Annotated in this window: 21 protein-coding genes and 4 tRNA genes; all 25 read left to right on the top strand. The window is 55.4% G+C overall.

Annotation, left to right across the window (positions count from 1 at the left end):
- The first annotated feature begins 129 nt into the window (after window positions 1–129).
- The 25 genes from birA to rplB all read left to right on the top strand — a co-directional run bounded on the left by birA (window position 130) and on the right by rplB (window position 23,462).
- Window positions 130–1,083, top strand: coding sequence for a bifunctional biotin--[acetyl-CoA-carboxylase] ligase/biotin operon repressor BirA (gene birA, locus D6877_RS23740; RefSeq protein ID WP_130912291.1), 954 nt, complete (start codon window positions 130–132; stop codon window positions 1,081–1,083).
- Entirely contained in the window at window positions 1,073–1,825 is a 753-nt protein-coding gene (locus tag D6877_RS23735; protein ID WP_130912290.1) for a pantothenate kinase, read from the top strand. The genes birA and D6877_RS23735 overlap by 11 nt, the downstream gene beginning before the upstream one ends.
- 7 nt (window positions 1,826–1,832) lie before the next feature.
- Complete coding sequence (locus tag D6877_RS23730; protein ID WP_130912289.1) at window positions 1,833–2,264, top strand: hypothetical protein; 432 nt, start codon at window positions 1,833–1,835, stop codon at window positions 2,262–2,264.
- Window positions 2,265–2,406: 142 nt separating this feature from the next.
- A tRNA-Tyr gene (locus D6877_RS23725) sits at window positions 2,407–2,491 on the top strand.
- A 25-nt stretch (window positions 2,492–2,516) separates the two neighbouring features.
- Window positions 2,517–2,590: transfer RNA gene (locus tag D6877_RS23720), tRNA-Gly, on the top strand.
- A 28-nt stretch (window positions 2,591–2,618) separates the two neighbouring features.
- Window positions 2,619–2,694: transfer RNA gene (locus D6877_RS23715), tRNA-Thr, on the top strand.
- Between the two features lie 85 nt (window positions 2,695–2,779).
- On the top strand, window positions 2,780–3,973 hold the full coding sequence (gene tuf / locus D6877_RS23710) for an elongation factor Tu (protein WP_103303766.1): 1,194 nt from the start codon (window positions 2,780–2,782) through the stop codon (window positions 3,971–3,973).
- 53 nt (window positions 3,974–4,026) lie between these two features.
- Window positions 4,027–4,102 (top strand) — tRNA-Trp (locus D6877_RS23705).
- A gap of 45 nt (window positions 4,103–4,147) precedes the next feature.
- The gene (secE, locus tag D6877_RS23700; RefSeq protein WP_016772937.1) at window positions 4,148–4,516 is read left to right on the top strand and encodes a preprotein translocase subunit SecE; all 369 of its coding nucleotides are present in this window, start codon (window positions 4,148–4,150) and stop codon (window positions 4,514–4,516) included.
- A gap of 9 nt (window positions 4,517–4,525) precedes the next feature.
- Window positions 4,526–5,059 (top strand): transcription termination/antitermination protein NusG, encoded by a 534-nt coding sequence (nusG, locus tag D6877_RS23695; RefSeq protein ID WP_007957598.1) that lies wholly within the window; start codon window positions 4,526–4,528, stop codon window positions 5,057–5,059.
- 118 nt (window positions 5,060–5,177) lie between these two features.
- The gene (gene rplK, locus D6877_RS23690) at window positions 5,178–5,609 is read left to right on the top strand and encodes a 50S ribosomal protein L11 (protein ID WP_003176435.1); all 432 of its coding nucleotides are present in this window, start codon (window positions 5,178–5,180) and stop codon (window positions 5,607–5,609) included.
- Window positions 5,609–6,304 carry a 50S ribosomal protein L1 gene (gene rplA, locus D6877_RS23685; RefSeq protein WP_024014523.1) on the top strand — a complete coding sequence of 232 codons (696 nt, stop codon included), beginning with the start codon at window positions 5,609–5,611 and terminating at the stop codon, window positions 6,302–6,304. Before rplK ends, rplA begins: the two co-directional genes overlap by 1 nt.
- A 198-nt stretch (window positions 6,305–6,502) precedes the next feature.
- Window positions 6,503–7,003, top strand: a complete 501-nt coding sequence (gene rplJ, locus D6877_RS23680; RefSeq protein ID WP_008081912.1) for a 50S ribosomal protein L10 — start codon at window positions 6,503–6,505, stop codon at window positions 7,001–7,003.
- Between the two features lie 73 nt (window positions 7,004–7,076).
- Window positions 7,077–7,442 carry a 50S ribosomal protein L7/L12 gene (gene rplL, locus D6877_RS23675; protein ID WP_003228750.1) on the top strand — a complete coding sequence of 122 codons (366 nt, stop codon included), beginning with the start codon at window positions 7,077–7,079 and terminating at the stop codon, window positions 7,440–7,442.
- A 221-nt stretch (window positions 7,443–7,663) separates the two neighbouring features.
- Entirely contained in the window at window positions 7,664–11,737 is a 4,074-nt protein-coding gene (gene rpoB / locus D6877_RS23670; protein ID WP_016772939.1) for a DNA-directed RNA polymerase subunit beta, read from the top strand.
- Between the two features lie 64 nt (window positions 11,738–11,801).
- The gene (gene rpoC, locus D6877_RS23665; protein ID WP_130912288.1) at window positions 11,802–16,001 is read left to right on the top strand and encodes a DNA-directed RNA polymerase subunit beta'; all 4,200 of its coding nucleotides are present in this window, start codon (window positions 11,802–11,804) and stop codon (window positions 15,999–16,001) included.
- Between the two features lie 216 nt (window positions 16,002–16,217).
- On the top strand, window positions 16,218–16,589 hold the full coding sequence (rpsL, locus tag D6877_RS23660) for a 30S ribosomal protein S12 (protein WP_003186084.1): 372 nt from the start codon (window positions 16,218–16,220) through the stop codon (window positions 16,587–16,589).
- Between the two features lie 107 nt (window positions 16,590–16,696).
- The gene (gene rpsG, locus D6877_RS23655; RefSeq protein WP_016772941.1) at window positions 16,697–17,170 is read left to right on the top strand and encodes a 30S ribosomal protein S7; all 474 of its coding nucleotides are present in this window, start codon (window positions 16,697–16,699) and stop codon (window positions 17,168–17,170) included.
- Window positions 17,171–17,200: 30 nt separating this feature from the next.
- Window positions 17,201–19,306 carry an elongation factor G gene (gene fusA, locus D6877_RS23650; protein WP_016772942.1) on the top strand — a complete coding sequence of 702 codons (2,106 nt, stop codon included), beginning with the start codon at window positions 17,201–17,203 and terminating at the stop codon, window positions 19,304–19,306.
- Window positions 19,307–19,337: 31 nt separating this feature from the next.
- Window positions 19,338–20,531, top strand: a complete 1,194-nt coding sequence (gene tuf / locus D6877_RS23645; protein ID WP_103303766.1) for an elongation factor Tu — start codon at window positions 19,338–19,340, stop codon at window positions 20,529–20,531.
- A 153-nt stretch (window positions 20,532–20,684) separates the two neighbouring features.
- Window positions 20,685–20,996 carry a 30S ribosomal protein S10 gene (gene rpsJ, locus D6877_RS23640; protein ID WP_003186070.1) on the top strand — a complete coding sequence of 104 codons (312 nt, stop codon included), beginning with the start codon at window positions 20,685–20,687 and terminating at the stop codon, window positions 20,994–20,996.
- A gap of 80 nt (window positions 20,997–21,076) precedes the next feature.
- A complete protein-coding gene (gene rplC, locus D6877_RS23635) occupies window positions 21,077–21,712 on the top strand; it encodes a 50S ribosomal protein L3 (RefSeq protein ID WP_003228738.1) in 636 nt (211 codons plus the stop codon).
- Between the two features lie 12 nt (window positions 21,713–21,724).
- Window positions 21,725–22,327 carry a 50S ribosomal protein L4 gene (gene rplD, locus D6877_RS23630; protein WP_003228735.1) on the top strand — a complete coding sequence of 201 codons (603 nt, stop codon included), beginning with the start codon at window positions 21,725–21,727 and terminating at the stop codon, window positions 22,325–22,327.
- Window positions 22,324–22,623 carry a 50S ribosomal protein L23 gene (rplW, locus tag D6877_RS23625; protein WP_002555488.1) on the top strand — a complete coding sequence of 100 codons (300 nt, stop codon included), beginning with the start codon at window positions 22,324–22,326 and terminating at the stop codon, window positions 22,621–22,623. Before rplD ends, rplW begins: the two co-directional genes overlap by 4 nt.
- A 14-nt stretch (window positions 22,624–22,637) precedes the next feature.
- Complete coding sequence (gene rplB / locus D6877_RS23620; protein ID WP_130912287.1) at window positions 22,638–23,462, top strand: 50S ribosomal protein L2; 825 nt, start codon at window positions 22,638–22,640, stop codon at window positions 23,460–23,462.
- Window positions 23,463–23,473 lie beyond the last annotated feature (11 nt).

Genomic DNA, 23,473 nt, shown 5'->3' with positions numbered 1-23,473 from the left:
AATTCCGAAACCCCAATTGCGAAAGCAGTTGGGGTTTTGTTTTGCCTGCGAGAAATGTGTCTGCTTGATTTCTATGCAACAGTCCGGGGCATGGCTATTATGCGGGCCTCATTGTGAGGCGAAACCTGCATGTTGACGTTGTTGAATCTTCTGAAGGATGGACGATTCCATTCTGGACAGGATCTGGGCGTGGCCCTGGGAGTTAGCCGAAGCGCTGTATGGAAGCAGCTGCAGCAGCTTGAAGCTGAACTTGGCCTGTCGATCCATAAAGTTCGCGGTCGCGGCTATCAACTGTCCGCGCCTCTGACTCTGCTTGAGCCCTTGGAAATAACCAGAAGAGCACCTCAATGGCCGGTAACTGTGTTCGATTCTGTCGATTCAACAAATGCCGAGGCTTTGCGCTCTATTAATGAAGGGGCTCTCGCGCCGTTTTTGGTGCTGTCCGAGCGACAGGTGGCTGGGCGTGGTCGCCGTGGTCGAAAGTGGGTGAGCCCATTTGCCGAAAACCTTTATTACAGCCTCGTACTCCGTATCGAAGGCGGCATGCGTCAGCTTGAAGGGTTGAGCCTTGTTGTTGGTCTGGCGGTACTGCAGACCTTGCGAAGCAGTGGTGTGCCGACAGCCGGTTTGAAGTGGCCCAACGATGTTTTGGTGGGCTACAAGAAAATAGCAGGCATCCTGCTTGAGCTCGTCGGAGATCCGGCGGATGTATGTCATGTTGTGGTGGGCATAGGAATCAACGTGAATATGCAAGTTGCTGACGAGGTAGACCAGCAATGGACCTCTATAAAGCTTGAGTCCGGCAAGTCCTGCGATCGCAATGCTTTAGTGGCGGAGTTGAGTAATCAACTCGAGGCTTATATCCATAAACATCAGCTTGAAGGGTTCGCGAGTCTGCAGGAAGAATGGGCGGAAAACCATCTGTGGCAGGATCGGACCGTTTCGTTGATCGCGGGTAACAGCCATATTGATGGGGTCGTGCTCGGCATTGATAGCCAAGGCGGGTTGCGTTTGCTTGTGGATGGTATTGAAAAAGTCTTTAGTGGCGGAGAGCTCAGCCTGAGGTTGCGTGATGATTCTTGAGCTTGACTGCGGCAACAGCTTTATAAAATGGCGCGTGTTGGACGCCTTGGCGAGCGCGGTGGTCTCGGAAGGAGTTGTAGACTCCAATCAGGCTTTGATCGAAAGCCTGCGGCACATAAGGTCTCTCTCGCTGCGCCACTGTCGTTTGGTGAGCGTCAGGACCAACGAGGAAACCGGCGCGTTAATCGAGCTTATTGAGCGCGAGTTCGGTATTCCTATTGTGTGCGCAAAACCTGCTCGCGAGATGTCCGGTGTTCGAAACGGCTACGAGGATTATGAGCGTCTAGGCCTTGATCGCTGGCTGGCGATGCTTGGCGGCTTTCACTTGGCTGCTGGGAATGCTTGCCTGGTTCTCGACTTCGGTACGGCGGTCACTGCCGATTTTGTTGCGGCTGACGGTGAGCATCTTGGTGGTTTCATTTGTCCTGGTATGCCTTTGATGCGAAACCAGCTGCGCACCCATACGCGTAAAATTCGTTATGGTGATGAGGCGGCGGAGCGGGCCCTTTCCAGTCACGTACCGGGGCGGACCACCGTTGAGGCGGTGGAGCGCGGTTGTTCTCTGATGTTAAGGGGCTTCGTACTCACTCAATTAGAGCTGGCTCGAGCATATTGGGGCGAAAGCTTCATGGTCTTCATCACGGGAGGGGATGCCGAGTTGGTGGATGGCGTCGTGCCTGAGGCCAAGGTTGTGCCCGACCTGGTTTTTGTCGGCCTGGCCATGGCGTGTCCCTTGTCCTGAGGTTTATATGCGTTGGTTGTTCCTGCTCCTTGTGGTTCTCAATGTTTTTTACTATGTCTGGCATCAGCAGGAAGCGCCCTTGCGAGCCAAAGACGTGACGCCTTTGAATTTATATCGTGGTCCTCAGCAGGATATTCGTCTGCTGAGCGAAACAGGCGGTGATGGGCGCAAAGTAGAGGCTGCTCCGCGTCAGCAGTGTCTGTTCCTTGGTGGGTTTTCTGATGAGGATTCAATTGCCAGGTTGCAACAGCGCCTGGTGGCAATGAAGGTCAATGCTCAATCCGTGCCGAAAGATGCTGCAGGAAGCGGTTACTGGCTTGCAGTTGCGCCGGACGGCCAGCGTTTGTTGGGCGATCAGCAGTTGCAAAACCTTTCCAAGGAATTCAATGAGTTAAAACATAAAATTATGCTGTGCGAGGGGGTTGCACCTGCTGAATAGTTTGCATAGAATGGCGCCCGCTCCACAGCGAAGGCCTTAACCGGATTTCAAAGTAGGGCGTGTCAACGCAGCTAACCTCAGGTTTTTAAATGAGAAAATGCTTGACAGGGGTTTGGCATGATATAGAATGCCGGCCTGATTAGGAGGGGTTCCCGAGCGGCCAAAGGGATCAGACTGTAAATCTGACGTCTACGACTTCGAAGGTTCGAATCCTTCTCCCTCCACCAGATTTAAGCGTGAGCTGCAGGCTCCGCGGGTATAGTTTAGTGGTAGAACCTCAGCCTTCCAAGCTGATGATGCGGGTTCGATTCCCGCTACCCGCTCCAAGTTTGCAGGTTGTGCAAAAAGGGTTTTGCTCTTGTAGCTCAGTTGGTAGAGCACACCCTTGGTAAGGGTGAGGTCAGCGGTTCAAATCCGCTCAAGAGCTCCATATAACAAGGCAGATATGAAAATATCTGCCTTTGTTTTAATGGTTGATATTGTTTGTCTAATTTCTTCTGTAGAGGGTGATATCGATGGCTAAGGAAAAATTTGATCGTTCCCTGCCCCACGTCAACGTTGGGACCATTGGTCACGTTGACCACGGTAAAACCACTCTGACTGCTGCTCTGACTCGCGTTTGCTCCGAAGTTTTCGGTTCGGCCGTCGTTGAATTCGACAAGATCGACAGCGCACCAGAAGAAAAAGCTCGCGGTATCACCATCAACACCGCTCACGTTGAGTACAACTCGACTATTCGTCACTACGCTCACGTTGACTGCCCAGGTCACGCTGACTATGTGAAGAACATGATCACCGGTGCTGCCCAGATGGACGGCGCGATCCTGGTTTGCTCGGCCGCTGATGGTCCGATGCCGCAAACCCGTGAGCACATCCTGCTGTCCCGTCAGGTAGGCGTTCCGTACATCGTGGTTTTCCTGAACAAGGCTGACCTGGTAGACGACGCTGAGCTGCTGGAACTGGTTGAGATGGAAGTTCGTGACCTGCTGTCGACCTACGACTTCCCAGGTGACGACACTCCGATCATCATCGGTTCGGCTCGTATGGCGCTGGAAGGCAAAGACGACAACGAAATGGGCACCACTGCCGTTCGTAAACTGGTTGAAACTCTGGATACCTACATCCCAGAACCAGTTCGTATGATCGACAAGCCATTCCTGATGCCAATCGAAGACGTATTCTCGATCTCGGGTCGCGGTACTGTTGTGACTGGTCGTATCGAGCGCGGTATCGTTCGCGTTCAGGATCCGCTGGAAATCGTTGGTCTGCGTGACACCACCGTTACTACTTGCACCGGTGTTGAAATGTTCCGCAAGCTGCTCGACGAAGGTCGTGCTGGCGAGAACTGCGGCGTTCTGCTGCGTGGTACCAAGCGTGACGACGTTGAGCGTGGCCAGGTTCTGGTCAAGCCAGGTTCGGTCAAGCCGCACACCAAGTTCACCGCAGAAGTTTACGTTCTGAGCAAGGAAGAAGGCGGTCGTCACACTCCGTTCTTCAAAGGCTACCGTCCACAGTTCTACTTCCGTACTACTGACGTGACTGGTAACTGCGAGCTGCCAGAAGGCGTTGAAATGGTAATGCCAGGTGACAACATTCAGATGACTGTTACCCTGATCAAAACCATCGCGATGGAAGACGGTCTGCGTTTCGCTATCCGTGAAGGCGGTCGTACCGTCGGCGCTGGCGTCGTAGCCAAAATCATCGAATAAGCGGTTGTAATGTATTTTTCGGGCCGGCATAATGGTCGGCCTGATTTTGTTTTAGGTCAGTAGCTCAATTGGCAGAGCGACGGTCTCCAAAACCGTAGGTTGGGGGTTCGATTCCCTCCTGACCTGCCAGATTCACTCGGTGTGTCTGGCTTTCTTTTCACAGGATCTTCATAGATGACTCCTAAAGCTGAAGCTCAAGGCTCTCGCTTCGATCTGCTCAAGTGGCTTGTAGTAGTCGCTTTGGTAGTTGTTGGCGTTGTTGGCAATCAGTATTACGCTGCTTCGCCGATCCTGTACCGTGTACTCGCTTTGCTTGCCATTGCTGCTGTAGCTGCCTTTGTAGGCTTGCAGACCGCGAAGGGCAAGTCTTTCTTTGTACTGGTTAAGGAAGCTCGCACCGAGATTCGTAAAGTCGTGTGGCCAACTCGCCAAGAAACCACGCAGACCACGCTGATTGTCGTGGCTGTTGTTCTGGTTATGGCGTTGCTGTTGTGGGGTCTTGATTCCCTGCTCGGCTGGCTTGTTTCCTTGATTGTCGGCTAAGGGTGTCCCGTGGCTAAGCGTTGGTATGTTGTGCATGCTTACTCGGGTTACGAGAAGCATGTGATGCGCTCGCTGATCGAGCGCGTAAAGCTGGCTGGCATGGAAGATGGCTTCGGCGAGATTCTGGTTCCCACTGAAGAAGTGGTAGAGATGCGTAACGGCCAGAAGCGCAAAAGCGAACGGAAGTTCTTCCCGGGCTATGTGCTGGTCCAGATGGATATGAACGAGGGTACTTGGCACTTGGTCAAGGATACTCCTCGGGTGATGGGGTTCATCGGCGGTACTGCCGACAAGCCTGCACCAATTACCGATAAAGAGGCAGAAGCGATTCTGCGTCGCGTTGCTGATGGTAGCGACAAGCCGAAGCCGAAGACGTTGTTCGAGCCAGGCGAGACGGTACGTGTCAATGACGGTCCATTCGCTGATTTCAATGGCGTTGTGGAGGAAGTTAACTACGAAAAGAGCCGGATCCAAGTGGCAGTGCTCATTTTCGGTCGCTCTACTCCGGTGGAGCTCGAGTTCAGTCAGGTCGAGAAGGTCTAGCTGGACAAGCAATCCCAACCCCGCAGCCTTAGGCTGTGGGGTTTTGTCGTCACTGGGATAAACGCGCAAGTAACCGGGGAGCCTTTCGAGGCGTTCGAACCCGTAATTGGAGTGCCTCATGGCCAAGAAGATTACCGCTTACATCAAGCTGCAAGTGAAGGCCGCTCAGGCTAACCCAAGTCCACCGGTTGGTCCTGCTCTGGGTCAGCACGGCGTGAACATCATGGAATTCTGCAAGGCTTTCAACGCCCGTACTCAGGGTCTTGAGCCAGGTCTGCCGACTCCAGTGATCATCACTGTCTACAGCGACCGTAGCTTCACTTTCGAAACCAAATCCACCCCTGCTTCGGTTCTGCTGAAGAAGGCGGCCGGTCTGACCAGCGGTTCCGCTCGTCCGAACACCGTTAAGGTTGGCACTGTTACCCGTGCTCAGCTGGAAGAAATCGCGAAAACCAAAAACGCGGATCTGACTGCAGCTGATATGGATGCAGCCGTGCGTACTATCGCCGGTTCTGCTCGTAGCATGGGCCTTAACGTGGAGGGTGTGTAATGGCTAAGCTGACCAAGCGTCAAAAGGCTATCGCCGGCAAAATCGAAGCAGGCAAGGCCTACAACATTGTAGACGCCGCTGCTCTGCTGGCCGAGCTGTCGACTGTCAAGTTCAGCGAGTCGTTCGACGTTGCTGTAAACCTGGGTGTAGACCCGCGTAAATCCGACCAGGTTGTTCGTAGCGCTACTGTGCTGCCACACGGCACTGGCAAGACCGTTCGCGTTGCTGTGTTCACCCAGGGTCCAGCTGCTGAGGCCGCTCTGGCTGCCGGCGCTGACCGTGTGGGTATGGACGACCTGGCTGCTGAAATGAAAGGCGGCGACCTGAACTATGACGTAGTGATCGCATCCCCGGATGCCATGCGCGTTGTAGGTCAGCTGGGTCAGATCCTCGGTCCACGCGGCCTGATGCCTAACCCGAAAGTCGGCACCGTAACTCCAGACGTAGCCAACGCGGTCAAGAACGCCAAGGCTGGTCAGGTTCGTTATCGCACCGACAAAAACGGCATCATCCACACTTCCGTTGGCAAGATCGGCTTCGACGCCGTCAAGCTGAAGGAAAACGTTGAAGCCCTGATCGCTGATCTGAAGCGTATCAAGCCAGCTTCCTCGAAAGGCATTTACGTCAAGCGCGTTACCCTGAGCACCACTATGGGCCCAGGTCTGGTTATCGACCAGAGCTCACTCGACGCGTAAGACAAAGGTTGGCGCGGTTTGCCGCGCCAATTGAAAGATTGGGGTCCCTGCCTGGCGGGGGCTATCCAAGACCGTAGGCGGCGCAAGCCTTAAACCTCAAGCCTACGCAGATGGTGCTCCCGGTTCCTTACCGAATCAGACACCAAAACGACATTCGGTTCCGATCGAATGAAACGGTAACAAGCAGGAGTTAAACCCGTGGCAATTAATCTCGAAGACAAGAAGGCCATCGTCGCTGAAGTCAACGAGGCTGCCAAAGTCGCTCTGTCCGCTGTCGTGGTTGATGCACGTGGCGTAACAGTAGGCGCAATGACCGGACTCCGTAAAGAGGCTCGTGAAGCTGGCGTTTACGTACGTGTTGTACGTAACACCCTGCTCAAGCGCGCTGTTGCTGACACTCAATACAGTGTCCTCAACGACGTGTTCACCGGCCCGACCCTGATTGCATTCTCGAACGAACATCCGGGCGCTGCTGCCCGTATCTTCAAAGAGTTTGCCAAGGGTCAGGACAAGTTCGAGATCAAGGCAGCTGCGTTCGAGGGCAAGTTCCTCGCAGCTAATCAGATCGACGTACTGGCAACTCTGCCGACCCGTGACGAAGCAATTTCTCAGCTGATGAGCGTGATTCAAGGCGCAACCAGCAAATTGGCTCGTACTCTGGCGGCAATTCGCGACCAGAAAGAAGCTGCCGCAGCCTAAGGCTCGTCACTTCTCGCGTTTTTTGTTTATTTCGATGGTCGCGTAGGCCGTCCCCCAATTCAGGAATTGAGTCATGTCTCTGACTAACGAACAAATCATCGAAGCAATCGGCCAGAAATCCGTAGTGGAAATCGTTGAGCTGATCAAAGCGATGGAAGAAACCTTCGGTGTTACTGCTGCTGCCGCTTCGGCTGGTCCAGCTGCTGCTGCCGCTGTTGTTGAAGAGCAAACCGAGTTCAACGTTGTTCTGCTGGAAGCTGGCGAGAAGAAGGTTAACGTGATCAAGGCAGTTCGCGAACTGACCGGTCTGGGCCTGAAAGAAGCCAAAGAGAAAGTAGACGGCGCTCCTCAGGTTGTAGCTGAAGGCGTTTCGAAAGAAGCTGCTGAAGACGCCAAGAAGAAGCTGGAAGAAGCAGGCGCTAAAGTCGAGCTGAAGTAAGCATCGACTTTGCTCCTCCAGCCCGAGCGTCAAGCGACAGGCTGATGGCTGGTGGCTCTTGCCACCGGCCTTTTTCCGTTATTGGCAGCCGACTGGGTCGGTGCCAATAAAGGCGCTGTAACCACCCGATGCGGTGGAGCAAACCATGGGGTTTGCACGATTTTCTGGCTGCTCCCGTCGGGAGGGGCCAAACAAGCAGGTGACCAAGCTGGGGAACGCTGATGGCTTACTCATATACTGAGAAAAAACGTATCCGCAAGGACTTTAGCAAGTTGCCGGACGTCATGGATGTGCCTTACCTCCTGGCCATCCAGCTGGATTCGTATCGTGAATTCTTGCAAGCGGGAGCGACTAAAGATCAGTTCCGCGACGTGGGCCTGCATGCGGCCTTCAAATCCGTTTTCCCGATCATCAGCTACTCCGGCAATGCTGCGCTGGAGTACGTCGGTTATCGCCTGGGCGAACCGGCATTTGATGTCAAAGAATGCGTATTGCGCGGTGTAACTTTCGCCGTACCTTTGCGGGTAAAAGTGCGCCTGATCATTTTCGACAAAGAATCGTCGAACAAAGCGATCAAGGACATCAAAGAGCAAGAAGTCTACATGGGTGAAATCCCCCTGATGACTGAGAACGGTACCTTTGTAATCAACGGTACCGAGCGTGTTATCGTTTCCCAGCTGCACCGTTCCCCGGGCGTGTTCTTTGATCACGACCGCGGCAAGACGCACAGCTCCGGCAAACTGCTGTACTCGGCTCGCATCATTCCTTACCGCGGTTCGTGGCTGGACTTCGAATTCGACCCGAAAGACTGCGTCTTCGTGCGTATCGACCGTCGTCGCAAACTGCCGGCTTCGGTACTGCTGCGCGCACTCGGTTACACCACCGAAGAAGTGCTGGACGCGTTCTACACCACCAACGTATTCCACCTGAGCGGCGAAACCCTCAGCCTGGAACTGGTGCCATCGCGCCTGCGTGGTGAAGTTGCGGTTCTGGACATCCAGGACGAGAAGGGCAAGGTCATCGTTGAGCAAGGCCGCCGTATTACCGCGCGCCACATCAACCAGATCGAGAAAGCCGGTATCAAGACGCTGGACGTGCCACTGGACTACGTCCTCGGCCGCACCACCGCCAAGGCTATCGTGCACCCGGCTACCGGCGAAATCCTGGCCGAATGCAACACCGAGCTGAACACTGAAGTCCTGGCAAAGATCGCCAAGGCCCAGGTCGTTCGCATCGAGACCCTGTATACCAACGACATCGACTGCGGTCCGTTCGTCTCCGACACGCTGAAGATCGACTCCACCAGCAACCAATTGGAAGCGCTGGTCGAGATCTATCGCATGATGCGTCCAGGCGAGCCGCCAACCAAAGACGCTGCCGAAACCCTGTTCAACAACCTGTTCTTCAGCCCCGAGCGCTATGACCTGTCTGCGGTCGGCCGGATGAAGTTCAACCGTCGTATCGGTCGTACCGAAATCGAAGGTTCGGGCGTGCTGTGCAAGGAAGACATCGTCGCGGTCCTGAAGACTCTGGTCGACATCCGTAACGGTAAAGGCATCGTCGATGACATCGACCACCTGGGTAACCGTCGTGTTCGCTGCGTAGGCGAAATGGCCGAGAACCAGTTCCGCGTTGGCCTGGTACGTGTTGAGCGTGCGGTCAAAGAGCGTCTGTCGATGGCTGAAAGCGAAGGCCTGATGCCGCAAGACCTGATCAACGCCAAGCCAGTGGCTGCGGCGGTGAAAGAGTTCTTCGGTTCCAGCCAGCTGTCGCAGTTCATGGACCAGAACAACCCGCTGTCCGAGATCACCCACAAGCGTCGTGTCTCTGCACTCGGCCCTGGCGGTCTGACTCGTGAGCGCGCAGGCTTTGAAGTCCGTGACGTACACCCGACTCACTACGGTCGTGTCTGCCCGATTGAAACGCCGGAAGGTCCGAACATCGGCCTGATCAACTCCCTGGCTGCGTACGCTCGCACCAACCAGTACGGCTTCCTGGAAAGCCCGTACCGCGTGGTGAAAGAGGGTGTGGTCACCGACGAGATCGTGTTCCTGTCCGCTATTGAAGAAGCCGATCACGTGATCGCGCAGGCTTCGGCGACCATGAACGAGCAGAAAGTCCTGATCGACGAACTGGTTGCCGTACGTCACCTGAACGAATTCACCGTCAAGGCGCCGGAAGACGTCACCCTGATGGACGTTTCGCCGAAGCAGGTTGTCTCGGTTGCAGCGTCGCTGATTCCGTTCCTCGAGCACGACGACGCCAACCGTGCGTTGATGGGTTCGAACATGCAGCGTCAGGCTGTACCGACTCTGCGCGCTGACAAGCCGCTGGTAGGTACCGGCATGGAGCGTAACGTAGCCCGTGACTCCGGCGTTTGCGTCGTGGCTCGTCGTGGTGGCGTGATCGATTCCGTCGATGCCAGCCGTATCGTGGTTCGTGTTGCCGATGACGAAGTTGAAACCGGTGAAGCCGGTGTCGACATCTACAACCTGACCAAATACACCCGCTCGAACCAGAACACCTGCATCAACCAGCGTCCGCTGGTGCGTAAAGGTGATCGTGTTCAGCGTAGCGACATCATGGCCGACGGCCCGTCCACCGATATGGGTGAACTGGCACTGGGTCAGAACATGCGCATCGCGTTCATGGCATGGAACGGCTTCAACTTCGAAGACTCCATCTGCCTGTCCGAGCGTGTGGTTCAGGAAGACCGTTTCACCACGATCCACATTCAGGAACTGACCTGTGTGGCCCGTGACACCAAGCTTGGCCCAGAGGAAATCACTGCGGACATCCCGAACGTGGGTGAAGCTGCACTGAACAAGCTGGACGAAGCCGGTATCGTTTACGTAGGTGCTGAAGTAGGCGCAGGCGACATCCTGGTTGGCAAGGTCACTCCGAAAGGCGAGACCCAACTGACTCCGGAAGAAAAACTGCTGCGTGCAATCTTCGGTGAAAAAGCCAGCGACGTTAAAGACACATCCCTGCGCGTGCCAACCGGCACCAAAGGTACTGTCATCGACGTACAGGTCTTCACCCGTGACGGTGTTGAGCGTGATGCTCGTGCACTGTCGATCGAGAAGTCCCAACTGGACGAGATCCGCAAGGATCTGAACGAAGAGTTCCGCATCGTTGAAGGCGCGACTTTCGAGCGTCTGCGTTCCGCACTGGTAGGCCACAAGGCCGAAGGCGGCGCCGGCCTGAAGAAAGGTCAGGACATCACCGACGAAGTACTCGACGGTCTTGAGCACGGCCAGTGGTTCAAACTGCGCATGGCTGAAGATGCTCTGAACGAGCAGCTCGAGAAGGCTCAGGCCTACATCGTTGATCGTCGCCGTCTGCTGGACGACAAGTTCGAAGACAAGAAGCGCAAACTGCAGCAGGGCGATGACCTGGCTCCAGGCGTGCTGAAAATCGTCAAGGTTTACCTGGCAATCCGTCGCCGCATCCAGCCGGGCGACAAGATGGCCGGTCGTCACGGTAACAAGGGTGTGGTCTCCGTGATCATGCCGGTTGAAGACATGCCGCACGATGCCAATGGCACCCCGGTCGACGTAGTCCTCAACCCGCTGGGCGTACCTTCGCGTATGAACGTTGGTCAGATCCTCGAAACCCACCTGGGCCTCGCGGCCAAAGGTCTGGGCGAGAAGATCAACCGGATGGTCGAAGAGCAGCGTAAAGTCGCTGAACTGCGCACCTTCCTGGACGAGATCTACAACCAGATCGGCGGTCGTAACGAAGATCTGGACAGCTTCTCCGATCAGGAAATCCTCGATCTGGCGAACAACCTGCGTGGCGGCGTTCCAATGGCCACTCCAGTGTTCGACGGCGCCAAGGAAAGCGAAATCAAGGCCATGCTGAAACTGGCAGACCTGCCGGAAAGCGGCCAGATGCAGCTGACCGACGGCCGTACCGGCAACAAGTTCGAGCGTCCAGTTACCGTTGGCTACATGTACATGCTGAAGCTGAACCACTTGGTAGACGACAAGATGCACGCGCGTTCTACCGGTTCTTACAGCCTGGTTACCCAGCAGCCGCTGGGTGGTAAGGCGCAGTTCGGTGGTCAGCGTTTCGGGGAGATGGAGGTCTGGGCACTGGAAGCATACGGTGCTGCTTACACTCTGCAAGAAATGCTCACAGTGAAGTCGGACGATGTGAACGGCCGTACCAAGATGTACAAAAACATCGTGGATGGCGATCACCGTATGGAGCCGGGCATGCCCGAGTCCTTCAACGTGTTGATCAAGGAAATTCGTTCCCTCGGCATCGATATCGATCTGGAAACCGAATAACACGTGACGCGAATCGAGAGCGGGGCAGGATTGCCCGCTCTCTGCTCCGCCAGGAGGAAAGGCCTTGAAAGACCTACTGAATTTGCTGAAAAACCAGGGTCAAGTCGAAGAGTTCGACGCCATCCGTATCGGATTGGCCTCGCCGGAGATGATCCGTTCGTGGTCGTTCGGTGAAGTTAAAAAGCCGGAAACCATCAACTACCGTACGTTCAAACCTGAGCGTGACGGCCTGTTCTGCGCCAAGATCTTTGGCCCGGTAAAGGATTACGAGTGCCTGTGCGGTAAGTACAAGCGCTTGAAGCACCGTGGTGTGATCTGCGAGAAGTGCGGCGTTGAAGTCGCACTGGCCAAGGTTCGTCGTGAGCGCATGGCGCACATCGAACTGGCTTCGCCGGTTGCCCACATCTGGTTCCTGAAATCGCTGCCGTCGCGTATCGGCCTGCTGATGGACATGACCCTGCGTGATATCGAACGCGTTCTCTACTTCGAGAGCTATGTCGTTATCGATCCAGGCATGACCACCCTTGAAAAAGGTCAGCTGCTGAACGACGAGCAGTACTTCGAAGCGCTGGAAGAGTTCGGTGACGATTTCGACGCCCGCATGGGTGCCGAAGCTGTCCGTGAACTGCTGCACGCTATCGACCTGGAGCACGAGATTGGCCGTCTGCGCGAAGAGATTCCGCAAACCAACTCGGAAACCAAGATCAAGAAGCTGTCCAAGCGTCTGAAGTTGATGGAAGCCTTCCAGGGTTCCGGCAATCTGCCAGAGTGGATGGTGCTGACAGTTCTGCCGGTTCTGCCGCCAGATCTGCGTCCACTGGTCCCGCTGGATGGCGGTCGTTTCGCGACCTCCGACCTCAACGATCTGTATCGTCGAGTGATCAACCGTAACAACCGTTTGAAGCGCCTGCTGGATCTGTCCGCGCCGGACATCATCGTGCGCAACGAAAAGCGTATGTTGCAGGAAGCGGTCGATGCACTGCTCGACAACGGTCGTCGTGGCCGCGCAATCACTGGTTCCAACAAGCGTCCTCTGAAATCCCTGGCTGACATGATCAAGGGTAAGCAAGGTCGTTTCCGTCAGAACTTGCTCGGTAAGCGTGTTGACTACTCCGGTCGTTCGGTAATTACCGTAGGCCCGACCCTGCGTCTGCACCAGTGCGGTCTGCCGAAGAAGATGGCTCTCGAGCTGTTCAAGCCGTTCATTTTCGGCAAGCTCGAAATGCGTGGTCTGGCGACCACCATCAAAGCGGCCAAGAAAATGGTCGAGCGCGAGTTGCCAGAGGTTTGGGACGTTCTCGCTGAAGTGATTCGCGAACACCCGGTTCTTCTCAACCGTGCACCGACCCTTCACCGTCTGGGTATCCAGGCGTTTGAACCGGTACTGATCGAAGGTAAGGCCATCCAGCTGCACCCGCTGGTCTGCGCCGCGTACAACGCCGACTTCGACGGCGACCAAATGGCCGTGCACGTACCGCTGACGCTGGAAGCCCAGCTCGAAGCGCGTGCGTTGATGATGTCGACCAACAACATTCTGTCGCCAGCCAACGGTGAGCCAATCATCGTTCCTTCGCAGGACGTTGTATTGGGTCTGTACTACATGACCCGTGAAGCGATCAACGCCAAAGGCGAAGGTCGTGTATTCGCGGATCTGCAGGAAGTCGACCGTGTGTTCCGTGCCGGCGAAGCCGCACTGCACGCCAAGGTCAAGGTTCGTATCAACGAAACCGTCAACGACCGTGACGGCAACAGCGTGAGCGGTACCCGTATCGTCGACACCACTGTCGGCCGTGCGCTGCTGTTCCAGGTTGTGCCAAAAGGTCTGTCGTACGACGTCGTCAACCTGCCGATGAAGAAAAAGGCGATCTCCAAGCTGATCAACCAGTGCTACCGCGTGGTTGGTCTGAAAGAGACCGTGATCTTCGCTGACCAGTTGATGTACACCGGTTTCGCTTACTCGACCATCTCCGGAGTTTCCATCGGTGTTAACGACTTCGTTATCCCGGATGAAAAAGCCCGCATCATCGGTGCAGCCACCGACGAAGTGAAAGAGATCGAGAGCCAGTACGCCTCCGGCCTGGTAACCCAGGGCGAGAAGTACAACAAAGTGATCGACCTCTGGTCGAAAGCGAACGACGAAGTTTCCAAGGCGATGATGGCCAACCTCTCGAAAGAGAAAGTCATCGACCGTCACGGCGACGAAGTTGATCAAGAGTCTTTCAACTCGATGTACATGATGGCCGACTCGGGTGCACGGGGTTCCGCAGCACAGATTCGTCAGCTGGCCGGTATGCGTGGTCTGATGGCCAAGCCGGACGGTTCCATCATTGAAACGCCGATTACTGCGAACTTCCGTGAAGGTCTGAGCGTACTTCAGTACTTCATCTCGACTCACGGTGCTCGTAAAGGTCTGGCGGATACCGCGTTGAAAACCGCTAACTCCGGTTACCTGACTCGTCGTCTGGTAGACGTGGCGCAGGATCTGGTAGTAACCGAGATCGATTGCGGCACCGAACACGGTTTGCTGATGACTCCGCACATTGAAGGCGGTGACGTTGTAGAACCGTTGGGTGAGCGCGTATTGGGTCGTGTCATTGCCCGTGACGTATTCAAGCCGGGTACCGAGGACGTTATCGTTCCTGCCGGCACTCTGGTTGACGAGAAGTGGGTCGAGTTCATCGAGCTGAACAGCATCGACGAAGTGATCGTGCGTTCGCCGATCAGCTGCGAAACCCGCTACGGCATCTGCGCCAAGTGCTACGGCCGTGATCTGGCTCGTGGTCACCAGGTGAACATCGGTGAAGCGGTCGGCGTTATCGCTGCCCAGTCCATCGGTGAGCCGGGTACCCAGCTGACCATGCGTACGTTCCACATCGGTGGTGCGGCAAGCCGTACTTCCGCAGCCGACAGCGTTCAGGTGAAGAATGGCGGTACCGTCCGTCTGCACAACCTGAAGCACGTTGAGCGAGTGGATGGCCACCTGGTTGCTGTGTCCCGTTCCGGTGAGCTGGCAATCGCGGATGACTTCGGTCGTGAGCGCGAGCGTTACAAGCTGCCGTACGGTGCTGTGATTTCGGTTAAAGAAGGTGACAAGGTCGACGCTGGCGCAATCGTGGCCAAGTGGGATCCGCACACTCACCCGATCGTTACCGAAATGAAAGGTACCGTGACCTACGTGGGCATGGAAGAAGGCATCACGATCAAGCGTCAGACTGACGAATTGACCGGTATGACCAACATTGAAGTACTTGACGCGAAAGATCGTCCAGCTGCCGGTAAGGAAATCCGTCCAGCAGTGAAGATGGTCGACGACAACGGCAAGGATCTGCTGCTGCCAGGCACTGACGTTATCGCTCAGTACTTCCTGCCAGCCAACGCCCTGGTCGGTGTGGCTGACGGTGCGAAGATTGCGATCGGTGATGTTATCGCTCGTATCCCGCAGGAAACTTCGAAGACCCGTGACATCACCGGTGGTCTGCCGCGTGTTGCCGACCTGTTCGAAGCCCGTCGTCCGAAAGAAGCGTCGATTCTGGCTGAAGTCAGCGGCACCATCGCGTTCGGTAAAGAGACCAAAGGCAAGCGCCGTCTGGTCATTACCCCGAACGACGGTAGCGATCCGTACGAAGAGCTGATTCCGAAGTGGCGTCACCTGAACGTCTTCGAAGGCGAACAGGTAAACCGCGGCGAAGTTATCTCCGACGGTCCAAGCGATCCGCACGACATCCTGCGTCTGTTGGGTGTAAGCGCGCTGGCCAAGTACATCGTCAACGAGATCCAGGACGTTTATCGTCTGCAAGGCGTGAAGATCAACGACAAGCACATCGAGACCATCCTGCGTCAGATGCTGCGTAAAGTTGAAATCTCCGAGTCCGGCGATTCCAGCTTCATCAAGGGTGACCAGATGGAACTGACTCACGTTCTGGTAGAGAACGAGCGTCTGAGCGCGGAAGACAAGTTTGTCTCCAAGTTCACTCGCGTTCTGCTGGGTATCACCAAGGCGTCGTTGTCCACCGAATCGTTCATCTCGGCGGCTTCCTTCCAGGAAACCACCCGCGTACTGACCGAAGCGGCAGTCACCGGCAAGCGCGATTACCTGCGCGGCCTGAAAGAAAACGTAGTCGTGGGTCGTCTGATCCCGGCTGGTACCGGTCTTGCCTATCACAGCGAGCGCAAGCGTCGCCGTGATGCCGACAAGCCGTTGCGCGTAAGCGCCAGTGAAGTGGAAGCTGCACTGACCGAAGCGCTGAACTCGAGCGGTAACTGAGTTCTGCGATAAACGAGCGTGAGGCCCTGGTCGCTCCGTTCGTCGAATCGAGACATCAAGTCAAGGTTCGATGGGCGGGGAGGTCGGGGCCTTGCCTTGACTGGAATCAAGATCCTCTTTAGACTCTTGATCCCCTAAATTTGGCGGGAATTCGTTCCTGCCATTTTGCTTTTCTTGCAAGACAATAGCGTCGCAAGACAACAGTGGAGCTAGTAGATGGCAACTATCAACCAGCTGGTACGTCAGCCGCGTAAGCGTATCGTCGAGAAATCCGACGTACCTGCGCTGCAGAACTGCCCGCAACGTCGTGGCGTGTGCACCCGTGTGTACACCACCACGCCGAAAAAACCTAACTCGGCACTGCGTAAAGTATGCCGTGTGCGTCTGACCAACGGTTTCGAGGTTTCCTCGTACATCGGCGGTGAAGGCCACAACCTGCAAGAGCACAGCGTGGTACTGATCCGCGGCGGTCGTGTAAAAGACTTGCCAGGTGTTCGTTACCACACCGTTCGCGGCTCCTTGGATACTTCCGGCGTTAAAGGCCGTAACCAGGGTCGTTCGAAGTACGGTACCAAGCGTCCGAAGTAATCGGCCGTTTTGCAGATTTTTATTTTATTGAGTCGATAAGAGTAAGGTCGGGCACGCATCCTCTGGATCTGTCCCGAGCTAACCTGAAGACCGCTTGAGGGCTTATCATGCCAAGACGTCGCGTAGCAGCAAAGCGTGAGATTCTGGACGATCCGAAATACGGAAGCCAGATCCTCGCCAAATTCATGAACCACGTTATGGAAAGCGGCAAGAAAGCCGTTGCCGAGCGTATCGTTTATGGTGCCCTGGAAACCGTTGCGGCCCGTAAGGCTGGCACCGATCCCCTGGAACTCTTCGAAAAAGCACTCGACGCCATCGCTCCGCTGGTCGAAGTGAAGTCGCGCCGCGTTGGTGGTGCTACTTACCAGGTTCCGGTCGAGGTTCGTCCTTCCCGTCGTAACGCTCTGGCAATGCGCTGGTTGGTAGACTTCGCCCGTAAGCGCGGCGAGAAGTCTATGGCTCTGCGTTTGGCTGGCGAACTGCTGGATGCTGCTGAAGGTAAAGGTGCTGCTGTTAAGAAGCGTGAAGACGTGCACCGTATGGCCGAAGCTAACAAAGCTTTCTCGCACTACCGCTTCTAATTTTAGCTTCACTAATTTTGCGAGGGCTTTATGGCTCGTACTACTCCGATTAGCCGCTACCGTAACATCGGTATCGTCGCTCACGTGGATGCTGGTAAAACCACCACCACCGAGCGCGTACTGTTTTACACCGGCAAAAGTCACAAAATGGGCGAGGTGCATGATGGCGCCGCGACCACAGACTGGATGGTTCAGGAGCAGGAGCGTGGTATTACCATTACTTCTGCTGCCATTACCGCCTTCTGGAAAGGTTCCGAGAAGCAGTACTCTCACGAGCACCGTTTCAACGTAATCGATACCCCGGGCCACGTTGACTTCACCATTGAAGTTGAGCGTTCCCTGCGCGTACTCGACGGCGCTGTCGTTGTGTTCTGCGGTACTTCGGGTGTTGAGCCGCAGTCGGAAACCGTATGGCGTCAAGCCAACAAATACGGCGTTCCACGTCTTGTTTACGTAAACAAGATGGACCGTGCCGGCGCCAACTTCCTGCGCGTGATCGGTCAGATCAAGCAGCGTCTGGGTCACACTCCGGTGCCGATCCAGTTGGCCATCGGTTCCGAAGACAACTTCCAGGGTCAGATCGATCTGATCAACATGCAAGCTGTCTACTGGAATGACTCCGACAAAGGTATGGTCCCTGTTCGCAAGGACATTCCTGCCGAGCTGCAAGAGCTGGCTGAAGAGTGGCGCAACAACATGGTTGAAGCTGCTGCCGAAGCCAACGAAGAGCTGATGAACAAGTACCTGGAAGGCGAAGAGCTGTCGATCGAAGAGATCAAGGCTGCTTTGCGTCAGCGTACTATCGCCGGCGAAATCGTTCTGGCCGTTTGCGGTTCTTCGTTCAAGAACAAGGGCGTTCCCCTGGTTCTCGACGCCGTTATCGACTACCTGCCTGCTCCGACCGACATTCCTGCTATCAAGGGTTCCAACCCTGATAACGAGGAAGAAGAGATGGAGCGTCATGCAGACGACAACGAGCCTTTCGCGGCTCTGGCGTTCAAGATCGCTACCGACCCATTCGTGGGTACTCTGACCTTCGTCCGCGTTTACTCGGGCGTGTTGAACTCCGGCGACGGCGTGATCAACTCGGTCAAAGGCAAGAAAGAGCGCGTGGGTCGTATGGTGCAAATGCACGCAAACGCCCGTGAAGAGATCAAGGAAGTGCGCGCTGGCGACATCGCGGCCCTGATCGGCATGAAGGACGTCACCACTGGTGAAACCCTCTGCAACGCTGACAAGCCAATTATCCTGGTTCGCATGGACTTCCCGGAGCCGGTTATTTCGGTTGCCGTAGAGCCTAAGACCAAGGATGACCAGGAAAAAATGGGTATCGCTCTGGGCAAACTCGCTCAGGAAGACCCGTCTTTCCGCGTTAAAACTGATGAAGAGACTGGTCAGACGATCATCTCCGGCATGGGCGAGCTGCACCTGGACATCCTGGTTGACCGGATGCGCCGTGAGTTCAACGTCGAAGCCAACATCGGCAAGCCTCAGGTTTCGTATCGTGAGCGCATCACGAAGAACTGTGAAATCGAAGGCAAGTTCGTTCGTCAGTCCGGTGGTCGCGGCCAGTTCGGTCACTGCTGGATCCGTTTTGCTCCTGCTGACGAAGGTCAGGAAGGTCTGCAATTCGTGAACGAAGTTGTAGGTGGTGTGGTTCCTAAGGAATACATCCCGGCTATCCAGAAGGGTATCGAAGAGCAGATGAAGAACGGCGTTGTTGCCGGCTATCCGCTGATCGGCCTGAAGGCTACCGTGTTCGATGGTTCTTACCACGACGTCGACTCCAACGAGATGGCGTTTAAGGTGGCTGCTTCCATGGCGACCAAGCAACTGGCCCAGAAGGGTGGTGGTGAGTTGCTCGAGCCGATCATGGCGGTAGAGGTTGTTACGCCTGAAGACTATATGGGTGATGTGATGGGCGACCTTAACCGTCGTCGCGGCATGATCCAGGGTATGGAAGACACAGTGTCCGGCAAGGTTATCCGTGCCGAGGTTCCACTGGGTGAGATGTTCGGTTATGCGACCGACGTTCGTTCCATGTCCCAGGGTCGCGCAAGCTACTCTATGGAATTCAAAAAATACGATACGGCTCCGTCGCACATCGTCGAATCCGTAACCAAAAAACAAGGCTGATTCAGCCCCTTTAGGCTAGGAGTTAATTGTCGTGGCTAAAGAAAAATTTGATCGTTCCCTACCGCACGTCAACGTTGGCACCATTGGTCACGTTGACCACGGTAAAACCACTCTGACTGCTGCTCTGACTCGCGTTTGCTCCGAAGTTTTCGGTTCGGCCGTCGTTGAATTCGACAAGATCGACAGCGCACCAGAAGAAAAAGCTCGCGGTATCACCATCAACACCGCTCACGTTGAGTACAACTCGACTATTCGTCACTACGCTCACGTTGACTGCCCAGGTCACGCTGACTATGTGAAGAACATGATCACCGGTGCTGCCCAGATGGACGGCGCGATCCTGGTTTGCTCGGCCGCTGATGGTCCGATGCCGCAAACCCGTGAGCACATCCTGCTGTCCCGTCAGGTAGGCGTTCCGTACATCGTGGTTTTCCTGAACAAGGCTGACCTGGTAGACGACGCTGAGCTGCTGGAACTGGTTGAGATGGAAGTTCGTGACCTGCTGTCGACCTACGACTTCCCAGGTGACGACACTCCGATCATCATCGGTTCGGCTCGTATGGCGCTGGAAGGCAAAGACGACAACGAAATGGGCACCACTGCCGTTCGTAAACTGGTTGAAACTCTGGATACCTACATCCCAGAACCAGTTCGTATGATCGACAAGCCATTCCTGATGCCAATCGAAGACGTATTCTCGATCTCGGGTCGCGGTACTGTTGTGACTGGTCGTATCGAGCGCGGTATCGTTCGCGTTCAGGATCCGCTGGAAATCGTTGGTCTGCGTGACACCACCGTTACTACTTGCACCGGTGTTGAAATGTTCCGCAAGCTGCTCGACGAAGGTCGTGCTGGCGAGAACTGCGGCGTTCTGCTGCGTGGTACCAAGCGTGACGACGTTGAGCGTGGCCAGGTTCTGGTCAAGCCAGGTTCGGTCAAGCCGCACACCAAGTTCACCGCAGAAGTTTACGTTCTGAGCAAGGAAGAAGGCGGTCGTCACACTCCGTTCTTCAAAGGCTACCGTCCACAGTTCTACTTCCGTACTACTGACGTGACTGGTAACTGCGAGCTGCCAGAAGGCGTTGAAATGGTAATGCCAGGTGACAACATTCAGATGACTGTTACCCTGATCAAAACCATCGCGATGGAAGACGGTCTGCGTTTCGCTATCCGTGAAGGCGGTCGTACCGTCGGCGCTGGCGTCGTAGCCAAAATCATCGAGTAAGACTTTTAAAGTCAGCTTGATGGATTGAAAAGCCCCCGCTCAGCGGGGGCTTTTTTATTGGGTTGACACCTATCGGGGGCGTCTATAGAATTGCGCCTCCTTTTAACGGGCGTATTGCGCCCGGTGGGAATAGCAGCCGGAGTCTGAAATCCAATGCAAAATCAGCAAATCCGTATCAGGTTGAAGGCTTTTGACCATCGCCTGATCGACCAATCAACCCAGGAAATCGTGGAAACCGCGAAACGTACTGGTGCTCAAGTGCGTGGTCCAATTCCACTGCCTACCCGTAAAGAGCGGTTCACCGTTCTGGTTTCCCCGCACGTCAACAAAGACGCGCGTGACCAGTACGAGATCCGCACTCATAAGCGTGTTCTGGACATCGTCCAGCCAACGGATAAAACCGTTGACGCGCTGATGAAGCTTGATCTTGCGGCCGGTGTGGAAGTGCAGATCAGCCTCGGCTAAGACTCGGTCTTGGTCGTGTAACGCTCTGAAATGGGCGGCCATAGCGGGTGAAAGCCCCGTACACTCATGAGGTTTACAACATGACTATTGGTGTAGTCGGTCGTAAATGCGGTATGACCCGTATTTTCACCGAAGAAGGTGTCTCCATTCCGGTCACGGTCATTGAGATCGAGCCGAATCGCGTCACCCAGTTCAAAACTGAAGAGACCGATGGCTATCGTGCAGTGCAAGTCACTGTCGGCGAGCGTCGCGCTTCGCGTGTAACAGCAGCTCAGGCTGGCCACTTCGCTAAAGCGAACGTTGCCGCTGGTCGCACCACCATGGAATTCCGCCTTGAAGAAGGCGAGTACCAGGCTGGCGATCTGATCAACGCTGAAATCTTCGCCGCTGGTCAACTGGTTGATGTAACCGGTCAGTCCAAGGGTAAAGGCTTCCAGGGTACGATCAAGCGTTGGAATTTCCGCGGGCAAGATAACACCCACGGTAACTCCGTATCCCACCGCGTCCCAGGCTCTATCGGCCAGTGCCAGACTCCTGGTCGTGTATTCAAGGGCAAAAAAATGTCCGGTCATATGGGCGCTGAGCGCGTGACCGTGCAGTCCCTGGAAGTAGTGCGCGTGGACGCTGAACGCAATCTGTTGTTGGTCAAGGGTGCTGTTCCTGGCGCTACTGGCGGCAACCTGGTTGTACGTCCAGCAGCCAAGGCTCGCGGTTAAGGGGAAGCTGACATGCAATTAAATGTAAATGACGCTCAAGCGATCGAAGTTTCCGAACTGACATTTGGCGGCGAATTCAACGAGACGCTGGTTCACCAAGCAGTCGTGGCCTACATGGCCGGCGGCCGTCAAGGTAGCAAGCAGCAGAAGACCCGTTCCGACGTTCGTGGTGGCGGCAAGCGCCCATGGCGTCAGAAAGGTACTGGCCGTGCTCGTGCCGGTACTATCCGTAGCCCAATCTGGCGTGGCGGCGGTACCACTTTCGCAGCTCGTCCACAGGATCACTCCCAGAAGCTGAACAAGAAGATGTATCGCGCAGCAATGCGTTCCATCCTTGCTGAGCTGGTGCGTACTGATCGTCTGGTCGTGGTTCAGGATTTCGCTGTTGAAACTCCGAAAACCAAAGATCTGCTGGGCAAACTGAACAACATGAGCCTGACCGACGTTTTGATCGTGTCGGACGCTGTTGATCAGAACCTGTACCTGGCTGCTCGCAACCTGCCGCACGTAGATGTACGTGATGTGCAAGGTTCCGATCCAGTTAGTCTGATCGCATACGACAAGGTGTTGATCACCGTGTCGGCCGTGAAGAAATTCGAGGAGCTGCTGGGATGAACCAGGAACGCGTATTTAAAGTTCTGCTTGGCCCGCACGTTTCCGAGAAGGCTACGGTTCTGGCAGACAAGAAAGGCCAGTTCGTTTTCAAGGTTGCTACTGACGCAACCAAGCTGGAAATCAAGAAGGCCGTCGAAAGCCTGTTCAGCGTGAAAGTAGAGCGCGTCACTACCCTGAATGTTCTGGGTAAGAGCAAGCGCACTGCTCGCGGTCTGGGCAAGCGTAATGACTGGAAGAAGGCAGTTATCTCCCTTCAGCCAGGCCAAGATCTCGATTTCAGCAGCAGTGCTGAGTAAGGAAGGGGTGCATCATGGCAATCGTTAAATGCAAACCGACTTCCCCTGGCCGCCGTTTTGTGGTCAAGGTGGTCAACCAGGAGCTGCATAAAGGCGCTCCTCACGCACCGCTGCTCGAGAAAAAATCGAAGTCTGGTGGTCGTAACAACAATGGCCGTATTACCACTCGTCACATCGGTGGTGGTCATAAGCAGCATTACCGTATGGTCGATTTCCGTCGCAACGACAAAGATGGCATCTCTGCCACTGTCGAGCGCATCGAATACGATCCAAACCGTACTGCTCACATCGCACTGCTTTGCTACGCAGACGGCGAGCGCCGCTACATCATCGCCCCTAAAGGCGTGAGTGCTGGCGACCAGCTGATCGCAGGCGCTCTGGCTCCAATCAAGCCAGGCAACGCTCTGCAACTGCGCAACATTCCAGTCGGTTCTACCGTACACGGCATCGAATTGAAGCCAGGTAAAGGTGCACAGATCGCTCGTTCCGCTGGTGCTTCGGCTCAGCTGATCGCTCGTGAAGGTGTCTACGTGACCCTGCGTCTGCGTTCCGGTGAAATGCGTAAAGTCCTGGCTGAATGCCGTGCGACCCTGGGTGAAGTCTCGAACTCCGAGCACAGCCTGCGTTCGCTGGGTAAAGCTGGTGCCAAACGCTGGCGTGGCGTTCGCCCAACCGTTCGTGGTGTTGCCATGAACCCGGTTGACCACCCACATGGTGGTGGTGAAGGTCGTACCTCTGGTGGTCGTCATCCGGTATCGCCATGGGGCTTCCCGACTAAGGGCGCGAAGACTCGTGGTAATAAGCGTACCGACAAAATGATCGTCCGTCGTCGCAAGTAAATAGAGGGATA

This window comes from Pseudomonas sp. Sample_9 (assembly GCF_004307535.1).
Lineage (GTDB): Bacteria > Pseudomonadota > Gammaproteobacteria > Pseudomonadales > Pseudomonadaceae > Aquipseudomonas > Aquipseudomonas mercuritolerans.
The sequence above is the reverse complement of the archived record's forward strand: the minus strand, read 5'-3'. Positions and strand labels throughout refer to the sequence as shown.

What these genes read in the sequence shown, in the direction of transcription:
- rpoB (WP_016772939.1), top strand. Translation starts at nt 7,664, where the DNA reads ATGGCTTACTCATATACTGAGAAAAAACGTATCCGCAAGGACTTTAGC.
- rpsG (WP_016772941.1), top strand. Translation starts at nt 16,697, where the DNA reads ATGCCAAGACGTCGCGTAGCAGCAAAGCGTGAGATTCTGGACGATCCG.
- rpsJ (WP_003186070.1), top strand. Translation starts at nt 20,685, where the DNA reads ATGCAAAATCAGCAAATCCGTATCAGGTTGAAGGCTTTTGACCATCGC.
- rplL (WP_003228750.1), top strand. Translation starts at nt 7,077, where the DNA reads ATGTCTCTGACTAACGAACAAATCATCGAAGCAATCGGCCAGAAATCC.
- rplC (WP_003228738.1), top strand. Translation starts at nt 21,077, where the DNA reads ATGACTATTGGTGTAGTCGGTCGTAAATGCGGTATGACCCGTATTTTC.
- rplW (WP_002555488.1), top strand. Translation starts at nt 22,324, where the DNA reads ATGAACCAGGAACGCGTATTTAAAGTTCTGCTTGGCCCGCACGTTTCC.
- rplA (WP_024014523.1), top strand. Translation starts at nt 5,609, where the DNA reads ATGGCTAAGCTGACCAAGCGTCAAAAGGCTATCGCCGGCAAAATCGAA.
- rplK (WP_003176435.1), top strand. Translation starts at nt 5,178, where the DNA reads ATGGCCAAGAAGATTACCGCTTACATCAAGCTGCAAGTGAAGGCCGCT.
- fusA (WP_016772942.1), top strand. Translation starts at nt 17,201, where the DNA reads ATGGCTCGTACTACTCCGATTAGCCGCTACCGTAACATCGGTATCGTC.
- birA (WP_130912291.1), top strand. Translation starts at nt 130, where the DNA reads ATGTTGACGTTGTTGAATCTTCTGAAGGATGGACGATTCCATTCTGGA.
- secE (WP_016772937.1), top strand. Translation starts at nt 4,148, where the DNA reads ATGACTCCTAAAGCTGAAGCTCAAGGCTCTCGCTTCGATCTGCTCAAG.
- rplB (WP_130912287.1), top strand. Translation starts at nt 22,638, where the DNA reads ATGGCAATCGTTAAATGCAAACCGACTTCCCCTGGCCGCCGTTTTGTG.
- tuf (WP_103303766.1), top strand. Translation starts at nt 2,780, where the DNA reads ATGGCTAAGGAAAAATTTGATCGTTCCCTGCCCCACGTCAACGTTGGG.
- rplD (WP_003228735.1), top strand. Translation starts at nt 21,725, where the DNA reads ATGCAATTAAATGTAAATGACGCTCAAGCGATCGAAGTTTCCGAACTG.
- rpsL (WP_003186084.1), top strand. Translation starts at nt 16,218, where the DNA reads ATGGCAACTATCAACCAGCTGGTACGTCAGCCGCGTAAGCGTATCGTC.
- D6877_RS23730 (WP_130912289.1), top strand. Translation starts at nt 1,833, where the DNA reads ATGCGTTGGTTGTTCCTGCTCCTTGTGGTTCTCAATGTTTTTTACTAT.
- D6877_RS23735 (WP_130912290.1), top strand. Translation starts at nt 1,073, where the DNA reads ATGATTCTTGAGCTTGACTGCGGCAACAGCTTTATAAAATGGCGCGTG.